Origin of the sequence: Sulfolobus islandicus Y.N.15.51, assembly GCF_000022485.1 — an archaeon.
Taxonomy (GTDB): Archaea; Thermoproteota; Thermoprotei_A; order Sulfolobales; family Sulfolobaceae; genus Saccharolobus; species Saccharolobus islandicus.
Genome location: NC_012623.1, coordinates 559029 through 574506 on the forward strand (window position 1 = coordinate 559029; position 15478 = coordinate 574506).

General features: G+C 35.4%; 16 protein-coding genes and 3 pseudogenes. 3 read left to right on the top strand and 16 right to left on the bottom strand.

From position 1 onward, the window contains the following. Positions 1-7: 7 nt before the first annotated feature. From YN1551_RS02935 to YN1551_RS02960, 8 genes and pseudogenes are all read right to left on the bottom strand, one after another. Positions 8-400 carry a universal stress protein gene (locus tag YN1551_RS02935; RefSeq protein ID WP_012712139.1) on the bottom strand — a complete coding sequence of 131 codons (393 nt, stop codon included), beginning with the start codon at positions 398-400 and terminating at the stop codon, positions 8-10. 98 nt (positions 401-498) lie between these two features. Then, positions 499-1899, bottom strand: a complete 1401-nt coding sequence (locus YN1551_RS02940) for an APC family permease (RefSeq protein WP_012717172.1) — start codon at positions 1897-1899, stop codon at positions 499-501. A 199-nt stretch (positions 1900-2098) separates the two neighbouring features. Beyond that, a complete protein-coding gene (locus YN1551_RS02945) occupies positions 2099-2416 on the bottom strand; it encodes a hypothetical protein (protein WP_012712137.1) in 318 nt (105 codons plus the stop codon). Between the two features lie 37 nt (positions 2417-2453). Further along, positions 2454-2945 (bottom strand): DUF2299 domain-containing protein, encoded by a 492-nt coding sequence (locus YN1551_RS02950; RefSeq protein ID WP_012714248.1) that lies wholly within the window; start codon positions 2943-2945, stop codon positions 2454-2456. Next, on the bottom strand, positions 2938-3840 hold the full coding sequence (locus tag YN1551_RS02955; protein WP_012714247.1) for a glycolate dehydrogenase: 903 nt from the start codon (positions 3838-3840) through the stop codon (positions 2938-2940). The genes YN1551_RS02950 and YN1551_RS02955 overlap by 8 nt, the downstream gene beginning before the upstream one ends. Positions 3841-3893: 53 nt before the next feature. Continuing rightward, positions 3894-4010 (bottom strand): annotated as a pseudogene (locus tag YN1551_RS15715) (winged helix-turn-helix domain-containing protein); the annotation flags it as partial. Positions 4011-4186: 176 nt separating this feature from the next. Further along, entirely contained in the window at positions 4187-4309 is a 123-nt protein-coding gene (locus YN1551_RS17860; protein ID WP_012717174.1) for a hypothetical protein, read from the bottom strand. A 36-nt stretch (positions 4310-4345) separates the two neighbouring features. Further along, positions 4346-5893 carry an APC family permease gene (locus YN1551_RS02960; protein WP_012712133.1) on the bottom strand — a complete coding sequence of 516 codons (1548 nt, stop codon included), beginning with the start codon at positions 5891-5893 and terminating at the stop codon, positions 4346-4348. 208 nt (positions 5894-6101) lie between these two features. On the opposite strand from YN1551_RS02960, the pseudogene YN1551_RS02965 reads away from it, so the two are divergent. After that, positions 6102-6365 (top strand): annotated as a pseudogene (locus YN1551_RS02965) (DNA-binding protein); the annotation flags it as partial. 14 nt (positions 6366-6379) lie between these two features. Here the strand turns inward: YN1551_RS02965 and YN1551_RS02970 are convergent. Further along, the gene (locus tag YN1551_RS02970) at positions 6380-7114 is read right to left on the bottom strand and encodes an IS1-like element ISC796 family transposase (RefSeq protein WP_012715555.1); all 735 of its coding nucleotides are present in this window, start codon (positions 7112-7114) and stop codon (positions 6380-6382) included. A gap of 51 nt (positions 7115-7165) precedes the next feature. Here YN1551_RS02970 and YN1551_RS02975 point away from each other — a divergent pair. Next, positions 7166-7450: pseudogene (locus tag YN1551_RS02975) on the top strand (DUF1404 family protein); the annotation flags it as partial. On the opposite strand, the gene YN1551_RS02980 reads toward YN1551_RS02975, so the two are convergent. From YN1551_RS02980 to YN1551_RS03005, 6 genes are all read right to left on the bottom strand, one after another. Continuing rightward, complete coding sequence (locus YN1551_RS02980; RefSeq protein ID WP_012716536.1) at positions 7426-9168, bottom strand: molybdopterin-dependent oxidoreductase; 1743 nt, start codon at positions 9166-9168, stop codon at positions 7426-7428. The pseudogene YN1551_RS02975 and the gene YN1551_RS02980 sit on opposite strands and share 25 nt — an antisense overlap. 76 nt (positions 9169-9244) lie before the next feature. After that, the gene (locus YN1551_RS02985) at positions 9245-10183 is read right to left on the bottom strand and encodes a sodium:calcium antiporter (RefSeq protein ID WP_012712129.1); all 939 of its coding nucleotides are present in this window, start codon (positions 10181-10183) and stop codon (positions 9245-9247) included. Positions 10184-10231: 48 nt separating this feature from the next. After that, entirely contained in the window at positions 10232-11761 is a 1530-nt protein-coding gene (gapN, locus tag YN1551_RS02990; RefSeq protein WP_012717176.1) for an NADP-dependent glyceraldehyde-3-phosphate dehydrogenase, read from the bottom strand. A 38-nt stretch (positions 11762-11799) separates the two neighbouring features. Next, positions 11800-12741: a bifunctional 2-dehydro-3-deoxygluconokinase/2-dehydro-3-deoxygalactonokinase gene (kdgK, locus tag YN1551_RS02995; RefSeq protein ID WP_012714240.1), complete on the bottom strand. Its 942-nt coding sequence runs from the start codon at positions 12739-12741 to the stop codon at positions 11800-11802. Positions 12742-12750: 9 nt separating this feature from the next. Beyond that, on the bottom strand, positions 12751-13635 hold the full coding sequence (locus YN1551_RS03000) for a bifunctional 2-dehydro-3-deoxy-phosphogluconate/2-dehydro-3-deoxy-6-phosphogalactonate aldolase (RefSeq protein ID WP_012712126.1): 885 nt from the start codon (positions 13633-13635) through the stop codon (positions 12751-12753). Positions 13636-13637: 2 nt separating this feature from the next. Continuing rightward, on the bottom strand, positions 13638-14825 hold the full coding sequence (locus YN1551_RS03005; RefSeq protein WP_012714239.1) for a mandelate racemase/muconate lactonizing enzyme family protein: 1188 nt from the start codon (positions 14823-14825) through the stop codon (positions 13638-13640). Positions 14826-14861: 36 nt separating this feature from the next. Between YN1551_RS03005 and YN1551_RS03010 the strand changes: the two genes are divergently transcribed. Continuing rightward, entirely contained in the window at positions 14862-15248 is a 387-nt protein-coding gene (locus YN1551_RS03010; RefSeq protein ID WP_012716532.1) for a phosphate-starvation-inducible PsiE family protein, read from the top strand. Here YN1551_RS03010 and YN1551_RS17955 read toward each other — a convergent pair. Then, positions 15219-15428 (bottom strand): GIY-YIG nuclease family protein, encoded by a 210-nt coding sequence (locus YN1551_RS17955; protein WP_338107039.1) that lies wholly within the window; start codon positions 15426-15428, stop codon positions 15219-15221. The two genes, YN1551_RS03010 and YN1551_RS17955, sit on opposite strands and share 30 nt — an antisense overlap. Between the last annotated feature and the right edge of the window lie 50 nt (positions 15429-15478).

Genomic DNA, 15478 nt, shown 5'->3' on the forward strand with positions numbered 1-15478 from the left:
AAGGAACTTATTTAACGACTAAAACTGGAACATTGGACTTTGAAACTAAAGCATTCGACACACTTCCCAATATGGCCTTCTTAATCCCTGTAAGCCCTCTACTACCAGTTACAATTAGACCGCATCCTATATTATTACAGTACTGTAATATTGAGTCAGCTACGTCATTACTTTCCAAAATTTTTTGCACTATCTTATAATCGCTAAGTTCACTTACTACCTCATCTTGCATTTGCTTTGCCCTTTGCTCACTCTGTATTATGACTTGTTCTGGACTTCTGGGTGCTTCTTTTACTATTGTAACTAGGTGTATTTCGTCTTCCTTTTTAATTAGATTTAATGCAAAAAATAAGGCATTTTTAGCATGATCTGAACCATCATATGCTACAACCACTTTCATATAGATAATTCTCTATCTACACTATTTTAAAAATTCCTATCATAGATATTAAAAAGTTTGTAGAAATAAGATGGGTAAGTTAACCGTTAAGAAATATATTAACGAACATTTAAAGCTTTTATCTTTTTAAGATATTCATCTATGGTTATTACATTATTATTTTCATCAACAACTAGTGTTCCCGGAAATCCTTTTCTAGCTTTTAATATATACCAAGAAACCACAATACCAGCAAATACGGTGATCATTAAAAGCTGAACAATATCCATTTGTAGTACAGATTGAATATCTCCCCAAGAGTTTACTGCAGTTGCTGTAATGGGTATTACTATATTCGCTATTCCTAAACTATTTATCCTCCAGTAAAATACTGGAGCTCCGAAACCATCTAATATTCTACCTAGGAGCCACAATACTCCCTCAACTGCAGCTACCTCAGTGAAAGCCCCAGTAATACCTAATACAGAAACAGATAACACTACAATCATGGCTGTTGAAATACCGATCATTGCAGTAGCTACCAATGGTTCTCCACTCCTATTAACTTTAGTAAAAATCTTAGGTGCTGCGTTTTCCCTTGCTAAATTAAATAGGATCCTAGCTGCCCCTATAGTTGTCCCTATATTAGACGCTAACAGACTATTAATTGATAGCATTAATGCTATATAAAATGCGATTACTCCATATTTTATCATTTCTACGAATAATGGTTGATTCGAGTTAGCCAGACTATTTATCGTGCCGGGCCACAACACTATCATAGCGTAAGTTCCTAAAAACATGGAAATACCGCCTATGATTAGAGCTAACCACATTCCCTTAGATACATTCTCATGAGGATTCTTTGTCTCTTCGCCTAGGTAGGTAGCGGCTCCAGCTCCAGATATGCTTACAGTAGTTAGCACGTATGCTGTAGCCAGGTCTCCAAAATTCCTAAATTTAGGTACAAAATAATCGAAATGAATACCCTTACTTAACGATAAGAAGAATAGTGAAATTAACAACGCTGCTTCAGCCGTAGCGCTTATGGTTACAACGTACCCTAGTAATTTTTTAACGTGAGTAAATGAAATCAATGTAGGATAAGCTACACTAAAACCTATTATAGAATAAATTACCCAGCTTGGAATTATAATTCCCAAAATTTCAGATACCACTGATAAGATTGTATAAACTGCAATTACATTGACAACGTTTAAAAGTGTATAGGCTACCATCTCAGTAAGTGCTTCTAAAAACGCAAGTTTTTTACTTCTCCACGCTCCATAATTGAAGTTATAGTATCCTCCAGCAGATGCAAGCTTTTTAGTGTACATTGATAAGGTGTAAATCCATAAGGCACTTGTTAGTAAGGATAAAAATGTGGTGAATATGACTGAAGATCCAGCATACAATATGGCTGCTGTAGTTGTTGAAACTACACTACCTAAAGGCGCTGTAACTGCCATTGCTTGAGCGTAAGTTTCCTTAAACGATAAAACGGCTTTCTTAAGCTCCATAGTATCTCCCTTTAAGCTTTACTGTCCTAAAAGTTTAAAAATTTTCCCTAAATTAGGGCAGAGAGTTTCATGAAAGCTTAAAAGACTTTCCCTTGAAAAGGTTAAAAATTGGCTTATAGGACTGCTAGAAAGCATTCAAATCAAAGACGATTAATTCTTACAAACACGTTTAATAAAAGATTATAAGGGGAAAAATTATTTATTTATTTATTTTCACAATTAACTCCAGATTTCTCTTTAAATCTTCAAATCGTATTTTCATTTCAGGTGGCATTGGTTTCTTAGGAGAAATAGAATTTATAATTTCTAGAGATTTCCTAGCTTTCTCAACAGCAACGTTCTCGTTTTTATAAGCGTCATGATATGCCTCTCTAATTAACCTAATCGCTTCCCTCCACTTCTTTAAGTCATCCTCTGTTAATATCCCTTCCTTGATGTGATACATCTTTATATCGTCATCAACTAATGGGGCTTCATTATTTAGAACCTTCCATAAAACATTCTTCACATCTTCCATACGTTATAATCTAAAATAAAAAGTGGAATAAAAAGTCTCATGTGTATTTTAATGAAGTTTGTTGTTGGGGTTCATAAGGTCCAAATCTTTGGGTGAATTTCAACATTATACTAACGCCAGCATTTCTCACATCTAATAAAGTATTGATAAATTCGTTTGCGGTTAAGCCGTCTATAAATATTGGTTTAGATACTTGAATAACATTAGGAATTTCTTGATTTGGAGGTAGGGCTACGAAATCCACTCCATACCGTAAAGCTTCCAATTGTAAATCTATTATAAATTTGATTCTTTCCTCCCTATTTAGAGTCATTAAAGCACTGACATGAGATGGATGTATCCCTATTCCCATTGCTATAATATAGAATTTTGAACTATCATTTACCCTCACCACACTAATAGTAGGCCCACCTTGCGGAGGTGTGGCAACAACGTGAAAGAATTCTTTAGCTTGAGGCGGTCTACTCGCAACTAGTCCTAATTCCTTTAACCAGTCCTCTATTTGTTTATCCATCGATTTGTCAAACATAATCTTCCCTTCTTACTTCATTATCTGCAACTCCCTTATCTATATATTTTTTCACATTCAAACAAGCCATGAACATTGCCCTCTTCATTATGCTCTCATTACCATAAGCTCCAGCAGTGTGAAGCGTTCCAGTAAAGTTATCTAATTCCCATAGCTTTGTATTATAGAAATCCTCCTTACCGTTTTTTCTCCAAAATACATCAGTCCCAAACCTCACGTCTTGCCTCTCCTTAAGCAACCTATAAATACCTTCTTCATCCACTGTCTCACCTCTGCCTACATTAACAATTATAGCATTACGCTTTACATCTTTTAGTAGATCATAATTTAAAAGACTCCTAGTTTGCTTGTTTAGAGGTAACGTATCGACAATTATATCAGCCTCTTTAATTTTCTCCCTTATCATTATCATTTCGTGCTTTTCGTCAAACCATTCAGGTTTTCTGAATGATCTGGAAATTCCTATTACATAATTTCTAAAAGCCGTTTTACCTATCCTGGCAACTTCAGACCCTATGCCACCACCACCTAAAACCAACAACGTTTTTTCAGAAACGTCGTAAACTATAGTCCTCTTTTTTGTTCCCACACCTTTGGCTAATGCTAAAATTAGAGCCCAAGCGTGTTCAGCTACTGATAAAGAATAGGCACCGGCATTTGAGAATACTTTAACATGTGGAGGAACTATAGAGAAATTTAAATCATCAACTCCCGCTGAGAACGTTTGTATTACCTTAAGGTTAGGCATCTTATCTATGAGATCGCTATTTACTCTTCCTGGCCACGTTAGTAAGATCTCTGCATTTTTATAATCTTCTTCTGTTAGATTTTCGTCTTTAATATTAATTATATTTTCGCACTCTTCAGGGACTTTTTCTGTAGATATTATCTTCATAAACCCTACTTTACTTCATAGGTTTTTAATTTTTAATACAAGGAAAGTCATCTTCAGAAACCGCTAAGTTTCAAATTCTCTATTAGTTTTTTTCCCTCTTCAGTTATTTTGTATTTATCCCCAACACGCCTTATTAATCCATGAGACTCCAATTTATTTAAGTAGATCCGAGAGTGTCGTTATTAAGCTACAAATGAGTAAATGAGCTTAGAAGGGCATAGGTAACGTTATACTCTATAACGGATTACCTTTGTGACATAATTTATAGCTTAATATTGACACTTATCTCCGCACTCAAAAATCTTATAAGCTATGATTAATGCTGAAAACACTAAAGAATAATGACTCAACATAAAGAGAAACTCATACCAAATTCCAGACCCTCATTAATTGGGTTTATAGTTACAATTAGAGGTATCAATGGTACTATTAGATTTTTGACTTTAAACTCCTCTCTTATAAGTTTCATAATTAAAAAAAATAGCTAATTTTATTTTAAAAAACTTTATTCGGGTGGTATTTCCTTGAATGCCAAATCTATATCAATACCTTTCCTTTTGTGAATAATCTTTGATATAATGTATATTAATGCACTAACAATAAGTGTCCCTATTACAAATACAGTTGTAATTAAGTTAGGTCCACTAGAAGTCATGAATCCGAAGTCTGAATTAGTAGCTGCCACATAAGTCAGATATGCGAAATAACCAGCCGAAATTAAACCTGCTATAGATAATATATAATTTCTTTCTTTAATTCCAAATGCAATACCAGCTACACTTACCACGAGAAAATATAGGCTTCCTAGTATTGTAGCACCATAAAGGGAAAGTGCAGCGCCTATGGAAAATGCCGGAACTAAAAGCAACAGTAAAGTTAATGAGAGATCAAATACGTGAGCGTATACTGGTGAACCATGTTTATTAACCTCACTGAACTTAGTCGGTAAAACTCTATCAAAGGACAATGCAAAAACGTATCTGGCAAATACTATAACACCGTAAGCAAGTATGTATATGTTCCATACTATTAGCCCTAATGCGATTATCCATTGTAATATTGGATTTGACGCTACAGCTATTGCAGCCGTCCAGAAGTTGTATAAAAAGGTTGGATAAGCTTCTAAGTTGAAATTATAACCTCCAATTAAATCCATCTCAAGAAACGCTAATGTAACCAATATTCCAGTGAGTATTAAAGCTATTGGTAAGTTCCACTTTATGGTTTTCTTTCCTTTAAATTCAGCTGCAACTGCTGGTCCAGCTTGCATCCAAGGATATGTATATAACGCGAAGAACGGTAAGAGGAATAATGTAGCAGACCAAGATATCGAAGAAGGCAAAAATGATCCTCTAGATGAGGGAATAGTTACATTAAGATTATTAGCGGTTATTAGTGTTGAAATTTTCGAGTAAAAGTCACCTGAATTAAGCGCTAAAACTATCATTGCTAAGACTAACGTGGCCATTGAAAATATTCCCAACACTGATACTACTCTATACCCCCACTTAGCCCTAAATATGTTAAGGAGAATTATTACTACGAAAACTAACGCCGAAATGCCATAAATTATTAAACTTTGTTGTAAGGTTGGTGTTACTGCATATGGGTCCACTATTATGTTGTTGGCTATACTTAAGAGCGCAGGAGAGTGTTGATATTCACCTATTACTGTTAGGGCAGTGTTTATGGCGGAAGATGTGAAAAATGCTACTAGTGCGAAGTAAGCTGTAGATTCTATCATCACAGCCAGAGCCATTGTAGATCCTAAACCACCATTTAGGCTTCTCGAAATCCATATGTAATCTCCACCAGTTCTTGGAATTTTTGACGTTAAAATTACATAAATTAATAATTGCGGTATAGCGAAAATAAAACCAATTAACGATGCTAACCATAACACTCCTCCTTGTTGTATATATGGTGATATTGATTCAAATAGAGCTATTCCAGCTGACATATTGCCTATGTTAAGTGCAACTGCGTCCCATAACGATACATTCTTTATTAAACCGGAAGTCTCCCTTACGAATATTTTGTTTTTGCTGCTCACACGCTATCTTCTAAATTCCCCTATTTAAATTTACTTATCTATTGCAAAAGTATGATTAAATCCTTGTAGAAAATTTACTTACATAAGTAAATGTTATAAGAATCTTCTCACTAATAAATTTTTCTTCCAAAATAACATGGTCAGCTCCATGTAAAAACCTAAAGAATTGGGAACAAGAGATAAATATTATGCCTTATTCGTATTATCGATGGCTACCAAAAGATCAATATTATTTACCGTAACTATTACTCTATTTCATATAGGTTTGTTAATATCTAAACATCATAATTATAGGTTCTCTAGCTGTCCGTTTTTAGCATATATTCCCTTAACTTCCGATTTTATAGTGGATACAAAATGTAGATATAACCTGCTCAAAATTCTAGATTTGATTGAAGAAGCGGAAGATGGCTTAACAGTAGAATATATATCCACTAATCTAAATGTAAGTAGAAAATCTGTTAGGATCTACTGATAGTGTCGTCGTTAAGCTACAAATTCTGGGATTAACCTTCTCTCCCATAAGACTAGGGCTATGGAGTACATCATGGTGCGAATGCTCCTATTTACTGCCTTCGTTGCTCTCTTGAATCTAATTAGCCTATCCCTTAATGAGGAATGAAAGGACTCGTTCGGGTTAACTGGCGAGACAACCGTGTGGTCTTTCAACCAGAAGTACAAGTTATAATCATCGCTCACCCATCTACCCTCGTCAGGCAAATACTTTTTGACCTCAAGGAAAGTACTCTCATCCCTATCCCCCACAGAGTAAATGAGGTAAACTCCCAGCTTCGTGTACACGTAACAAGTGAAAACCCACTTGTAAAAAGCCCTAGCATTCTTGTACAAGTAAGTCCACATCTCATCAACAACCTTAGCAACAACCTTACCCTTGACCAGCTCCTTAGCCCTACCCCACAACTCAACCAACTTCTCATGCTTTTTCCTACCATAACGCTTAATCCAAGTGAAAACAGTACCAAGAGGTACGTTAAGCACCCTAGAAATAGCCCTCATACTCATACCATTAGCATACATTCTCAAAGCCTCCTCCCTCAACTTCCTAGAATGATGATGATAACTAGCATCACCCAAGAAGTACTTACCACAATCCCTACACAAAAACTTCTGCCTACCCAAAGGCCTACCACACTTAACAACATGATGACTACCACAAGAGGGACAAGAAACGTCTTGCCTAAATACAGGCTTCCTACCCATAAGTAATACTCGTTATACAAATATAAATAACTTAACGACGACACTACCTCCACACTCGGTGGGATATTGGTTGGATCTTATATACCGTTAATGAATACCTCCGTAAAACTGGGCTTATTAGTATTATGGATGACAGCTGATAGTGTAGTTTCAATCATACTAACAATCGAATGGCCCTATTATTCAAATTCCATTTACTCAATCTCACCTTGGCCATTGGACCAAGAAGTTTTAACAGCGGCACTGATGTTCCTCGTTATGACAACGTTCTTCATAATTGCCCTTAGTGAAAATACTAAAATCGTCAACTTTCAAGCTTTTATAGTCTCCACGTAATCTATATTAATAATTGGAGTATTACCGTACTTTCCCTTAGCAAAACCTATAATACTATTAATAGGCTTACCCTCAAGATCAAACAAGAAAGATTTATGAATGAAGAAAACTCCTCTCGGGATTGAAGCATCCCTCTTAAACATAACCTTAACCTTACCGTAGTTTGTTGATAAATAACCTATTCCCTCAAATTCTGAATTATACACAATGCCCTTCTTATCACCATAAATTTCCTTAAATTGACTATTAGTATAATTAGGATGAGAGGAAAAAACGATGATATTTCCATTAGGCTTCTTGAGCTTATCTGGAAGTGGTTTAACTCTCACCTTACCTTCTGGATATTTAGGTAATAACTTTACGAATCCTTTAGTCTTTAGCTCTGTTACATTAACCCCAGTAGCTTTACCTATAGCCAGCCACTCGTCCTCAGATATAACGTCGTCGTCAATTTCTAGTTTTACAGCCAACACTCTCATTAATTCGACCTCAGTAAAGCCTCTTTTAGGTAGGATTGGTTTATTGTAAACTAGATAATTGTGCCAATAACTGTAGACGACATCCTCTTTCTCAAGATACGTAGGAGCAGGTAACACTACATTAGCTATCTTCGTAGTCTCAGACCAATAAGGATCATGCACAACAAGAAATAATCTACCCTCCTTTACAGCCTCATATATTCTGTCAGACATTGGCAATGAATGTAAGGGATTAGAGTTCCAAACAAACATAAAAGTTATCCTACCCTCTTCAACCTCCTTGCCAACTTCTGCCATGCCTACAATTCTTGAAGGAGAGTACCTGTGCAGCCCTCTTAAATATCTAAAATCTATTCCAAGTCCTTGAGAATTGGCATAGAAAAATCCCTTTTTCATCCCAATAAGTGCAGGTATTAATGAGATTAGTGAAATAGCGTCACCACCGTTTATGCTCCTGCCTAGCGCAAATCCAATAATCGTTAAAGGTCTTCTATAATGATACATTTCAGCTAACTCATTAATTTTAGAAGAATCCAAACCAGTGGCCTCCTCGATTTCTTCATCCTTAAATGAAAAGACATATTCCCTTAATTCTTCTGGATCATCTAGGAGTGATAAATCAGCCCAGTTTCTCTCAAATAGTTTTTTCATGATCCCTATAGCCAAATACGCGTCACTTCCGGGTTTCACAATGTAGTATTTATTACTCCTTTTAGCTGTTTCAGATATTCTAACATCGATCGTTACCTTATACTTATCTTTAATCAAGTTCCAACCATGAATGAAACTAAATACTAATTCACTTCCCCATATGACAAATGAATCATATTTAGGGAAATCCTCTGGTAAAGCACCTATTGAATTACGATAATGTAACTTAATTGCCTCATGACCTTCTGAACTGCATATTGAGTAGTCAGTTGATGCAGCACCTATTACATTCCATAGTCTTGCCGGAAAATACCACGTCAATAGACCTTGGTTTCCATCATAGTCGACATGAAGAATTTCCTCTTTTTTCCGTTTTCTTATCTCCTTAACTATTAAATCTAATGCCTTATCAATACTATTTGGCTTTCCTTCTATATAAACATTATCAATTCTATTCAACGAGTTCCTCTTTAAATCCGCTATACCCCTAGAACATGTAAACCCATTAAAAGGAAATATATCGAGTGGTTTATGGGTATCGTCAAATATACAAGTGTCATAACAATCTCGCGTACAAGCGTGAACCATTATTTTATAATGGGAAAATACAGAATTTAAGTTTGAGTGAAGAGAGCGACCGTAGCTGAAATGTGACGAAATTCCTTTAAGCTGAAAACCTTAGCAGAATTGCGATTAGAATTGCGTAGATTCCAAATAGAGATAATCCTTCTTTGACTTTTATATTTCTATCCTTTATTATTCCTAAAGCCAATAGACTTGTAGCTAGTATTAGCAAAAGGTATAGTAGAGATGGTCTAAGACTAACTGTTTGAGAAATACCTATTATACCTAAGAGTAACGTCATGTTTTCCAATTTACTACCTATGAAATTCATTAATGCTGTGGTTACACTTGATGGTGAATCAGATATTAATTTTATTGCAGTCAAATTTTCTTCTAACTCTGCGGCAATAGGAGTTATTAGTATTGCGAGTATTAGTGGTGAGACATTAAACATACTTGCAATGCTACTTATAGTGGAAACCAAATACTTGGATGTAAAAATCAATGGTAAACCTCCTATTATAACGTAAATTAGTCCCTTTATTATATTGCCCTTATTCTTTCCATTTTTAGATATATTTCTGTAAGTTTTATATCTTCTATAAATATAGTATATATAAGGGGAAAGCAAAAAGAGACCTATATAATAGTTTAGCTTACCATATGCAACCGCTATACCTAAGATTATAACTGCTATAAGAAATGAGCTATATTCTATATTTATATCATAATCTAAAGTAATAGTATTTGACTTATACTTTAGATAATAAAAAATAGAAACAAGCCCTATCCCTAAGGTAAGTAGCAATATGTTCCCGCCTAAAGCAGAACCTAATGCAATATCATAAAAACCGCTTAAGACGGCTTGAATTACAATAATAGTTTCCGGTAATGCGTTTATAAAGCCTAATATTAATCCCCCCGCTATTCCTTTGCCGAAAGACCTCTCTAACTCTCGTGTCCCCTTAGCCATTAAAGTAGCTGACAATGCAACTAAAATAAGTAAGGCTATCAGCTGTAATATTAAAAACCATACCAACTTAATTAAAATTTATGTTTTACTTCCCTATAAGCTATAATTAAAAAATTACAAGTATTCCCAAATACCTTTCCCTTTATAATTATAGACTATTGATTTGTAGGCTGTTACATATTGAATTGTGTACCCAATACCCTCTCTACCAATTCCAGAATCCTTCCTTCCGCCAAATGGGAAGTAGCCAATTCCATGTCTGGGATAGTCGTTTATATAAACAGCACCTACTTCTAAGAACCTTTGAAGCTTCCTAATCTTGTTTATGTCTTTTCCAAATATTGCTGCATCCAATCCATATTTTCTACTATTGGAAATTTCTAAAGCCTCATCAATGTTTTTAACTTTAATTAAAAGCGCTGCAGACGCAAATACTTCCTTATTATAGAAGTACATGTCTTTAAGGGTCTCTTTTGGCGCCTCTATTAATACTGGTTCAATATACGTAGGACCTAATCTCTTACCTCCAAATAGTATTTTCCCACCTTTTTCAACAGCATCTTTTATAGCCTTTTCCCATTCATCTACTGTTTTTACGTCTATAACGGGTCCAACGGTCGTTGATGGATCCCTAGGATCTCCAACCTTAACTGATTTTGTCAACTCTTTTACAAGCAAGTCTTTCAGTGTATCATACACTTCTTCTTCAACCAGAACTAACTTTACTGAATCACATCTTTGTCCAGTATAGCTTATTATTCCAGTTGCTATTCTTTGCGCAGCCCATGCCAAATCCGCATCACTCAAAACTATTGCTGGATCTCCTCCTCCTAGTTCCATTATGAATTGTTTAATTCCAGCGTTTCTTACTACCTCTTCTCCAGTTTCAGTACTTCCAGTTAATGATATCGCTTGAATCCTTTTGTCTCCAACTACCTTATTCATCTCTCTGCCGGGTAGAGTAATTATGGCAAACGAATCCTTCGGAAAACTCGCTAATTCCATAACCTTAGCTAGCATTAAGATGGGTAATGGAGTTGAAGATGGTGGTTTAATAATTATTGCATTTCCAATTACAGTAGTGTAAACTATTTTATTTACAGTATCAAATAGGGGATAATTAAATGGCACAATGGAAAGAACAACTCCCACTGGTTCTTTTCTTACTACAGCTTCTGTCTCTAAAGTCTCTGAGCTCCAATCGCCAGGTACATAATCTCCTCTTGTTTCTTTGACGTCTAAATCTGCGCGTAATAACCTCTCTATTGCAGCTTTGACTTCACCTTCTGCAGCAGTTCTTATTTTACCGTTGTTAATCATTAGCACATTAACGAAATCTTCCTTAAATTTATCCAACAAAGATGCCATCTTCTTATATATGTCTAATCTCTTTTCCCCCGGTGTATCTCGTATAGTCCATCTTCCCTTTCTATATATGTGCTCTAGGGTATTATCTACTTGATTCCCGCTTAATTTAGGAATTTTTGCTATAACGTTTAAGTCAATTGGACTAATTACATCTTGCCACTCATCTCCACTAATCCACTGGCCTGCTAAATAAGCCTTAAAGTAAGATATTCCATCTTTTAGTTCATAGATTCCCGTAAGCTCCTTAGATTTTATCAACAATGAAGTTTTCTCCATAATATATAATCATTAATGAAAAATTTAAATGTTAGGCTTTACGTTTTAAACTCATTTAAAAATCTTTCGGCATCCTCAGTAGTGGGCGTAAGTTCATTGTCTCCCCTTACTGTTATAACTAGAGTTGACGCCGCAATACCATGAGCTAACGAATATTCTACATCCTTTCCCTGCAAATACAACGAAACAAATGTCCCTGCCATTGCATCACCAGCTCCAGTAGGATCCTCAACTTGTACTTTATAGCCTTCTTTAAAGGCCTTTACGCTGTCTTTATATGCCATAGCACCTTTAGCACCTAATTTATAGAGTAAGACTTTGACTCCTGACTCTTTATATTTCCTATATGCGTCATCTGGATCCGTAACATCAAGCAAAATTTTAGTGTCATCTGGATCCGTTATTAGTACCTCAATATCGTATTTCTTTAATATTGAAAGGATTGTTTCCCTAGCTTTTTCAAGGCTGCTCCAAAGTTTAGGTCTGATATTTGTGTCTAGACTCCTAGATTCTGCCAATTCAAACGCTTTAATCACAGCCTCCTTAGCACTGTCGCTTATAGCCAATGTTATCCCAGTTGAATGAATTAACCTAGCACTCTTAATGTATTTTTCATCTACGTCTTCTGGAGAAAGTCTACTTCCTGCACTGCCTCTTCTGTAGTAGACTAGTTCACTTTTCATTGGTATCGGATAACCCCTCTGTATAAAATATATCCCGGTGAAAGACTCCTTATCAACCTTTATATAGGTAGTATCAATACCTTGAGCTCTGGAATACTCTATGATATTTCTTCCAAACTCGTCATTACCTACTCTCGCTATTAAACCGCATGATAGATGATTTCTAATAACGGCAATGCAGAAATTCAACTCAGATCCTGCTATATGTTTTTCAAAATAGTTTACGAATCTTAATGGACCAGAGGTAAAAGAATTAAATTGGACTAAAGGCTCTCCTAAAGCTATTACATCAACCATGATAGTATACTATTCTTTCAATATTTTAAGCTCTACAAGTTTAGCCCTTATACCCTCAACTTTCTTAATTAACTGTCTCTCTTCTTCCTCATCTAATGGGAATATTGGAGGTCTAGGATTTCCTAAATCGTATCCTTGGAAGTACTTAGTTAGAACATAATTTGAAGATAAGCTCCCGAATATTCTAGATGCCTCTATTATCTCGTCATGAAGGAACTGTAACTTAAGTGCTTCATCAATTTTCCTTTCCATGGCTAATTTCTTAATTGACACAGTAACCTCAGGAAGATAGTTTGAACCAGCAGCAACGTTACCATCTAAACCCGTAGAAGCTACTGTGGCAATTAACATGTCAGATCCACTATACACTAGCATGTTGGGATTTAAACGCTTGTAATCTAAGGTGTGAATTATGTTTTCGATAGTGTCCTTTACTCCCGCGAAACAGCCTATCTCCTTAGCAATTTTTGCGTCTATATCTTTACCCGTAGCCGTTGGATAGTTATACAAATAAACAGGGTGTGGGGACACTTCGCACAACATCTTAAAATACTTTATTAAGTGTCTTTCTGGCATTCTAGGGTAGTAATATGGGGCATATGAAGCTATGCCAACAATATCGAAATCCTTACTTAACTTAGCTAATCTTATAGCATCGTCTAGATTTAATCCACCAACTTGAAATATTATCTTATTGGTAACGTCATAAACTACCTTTAGATTCTCTAACTTCTCCTCTGGAGATAGTGAGGGACCAAGACCAGTAGTACCGTTCACAAATAACTTATCTATCCCTTTCCTTATGAGATTCTCCGCATGTAGCGTTAACTTATCCTTATCTATTCTATTATCTTTAGTAAATGGAGTTATGATTGGAGTTACGATCTCTGGCATTTTCAGACACCGTAATTCTTCCAAGTTCCTTTAACAACCCATACCGGTTCTTCAATTACATCTAATGGTATTGGTTCAGCTCTTAATTGCTCTATTATTTTTTCATTAATTGAAACACCTATACCGGGTTTATCTGGAACCTTAACATGACCTCCTTCAACTGGTGTTTCATTATACACTAAATCCCTTTTCCATTGAGGGAACCAATCATAGAAATTTTCAAGCAAATATAAGTTCTGTGTAACTGCACTTAGTTGTATTTCGACAGCATTCTGAATTGAACCAAAGGCGTTATGGAAAGCCACTTCTACGTCATTAGCTTCAGCTATCTTTATAACGCTCTTACCTACTGTCACACCGCCTATATTAGTTAAATCTGGTTGCAATATGTTTACAAGACCTTCCTCAACGTAAAACGCGGCTTCCTTTTCACTTAGCAGCCTTTCTCCCAATGCAATCCTCAAATGAGTATTAGCTCTATACTTCCTTAAACCGATGATATCCTCATGATGTACCGGTTCCTCCATAAATCCTGGATTGTATTTTTCTAACCTTTTCGCTATCATTATTGCGGAATTTGCATTAAACCTACCGTGATGCTCTATTAAAATATCGACGTTGTTACCAACTGCCTCCCTAACAGCCCTTACTCTCTCCTCAGCTTCTCTTAAACCTCTCTCGTCTATCCAATCGTAGTAGGGTCCAAATGGATCAAATTTTAGAGCCTTATATCCCGTTTTTACAATCTCTTTTGCCTTTTCTGCAAAGTCCTCTGGAGTTACAGAGTCTTGATACCATCCATTTGCATAGACTGGTACCCTATTCCTAACTTTTCCACCTAATAACTTGTAGATTGGGGCTCCAAGCTCCTTTCCTATTATATCCCAAGAGGCTATATCAATTGCACTTACTGCAGTTGTTGATTCAAAAGACCTAGCTAAGTAGAAGTCTTGTTTATACCATTCATGATAGTTCTTCTCAACCTCTTCTACTTCTTTTCCTATATAACCCTTAGCAACTTGTTTAATAGCATTGTATACGGATATAACTCTTAGTGTTGGTACAGCCTCGCCATATCCTACAGCTCCATTTTCCGTTATTATCCTTACAATAATCATCGTAGACGCCCAAGTTGCACTACCTTTCTCTTTCGAGGTAAGTACTATTGGTTCTATTTCTCTGATTTTCATAAACTATAATTTGGACAACAAATATAAACTTGCATAATGGCAAGACTCAGTGATAAGGATTTAATAAAATTTATAGGTTATATTATCCGAATCATTTTATTATTTGGAATAGGAGTACAAATGGTAATAACTATTTATGGTATAATATCTAGCATATTTTCTCTAAATTTATTAGATTTGGTAAACGTAACTATAACTGGTCCATTACTAATTTTAGTATTAATAGAATTATACATTGCCGTAAACAGCTACTTGTCTGGAAAAGAAAGAAGTATAATCAACGTAATAGATGCTGGTATATCATTCTTCGTTAGAGAACTAATTCTTGAGCTGTTCTCCCAGAATTACAACATTACTAACATATTGATAATAGCGGGCGTAGTTGGAATATTATCATTCTCTAGATTTATCGCAAATCGTTGAACTAAGTTCTTTTAAATCACCCACTATAAATAAATGAGATATTGCATTTTTGTTATCGCTACATCCAAATTTTTCTATGTATGCATTATTTTTACTTAATAACGAGGTTAGTTCTTTCTCCTCAACATGCTTTATTGCAAATACTGCAATTGGTTCACAAACTCTTGTTAAGTAGTTAATATGTCAAATGATATTTGTTCTTATTTTTATTCAAATGCCTACTTATATGC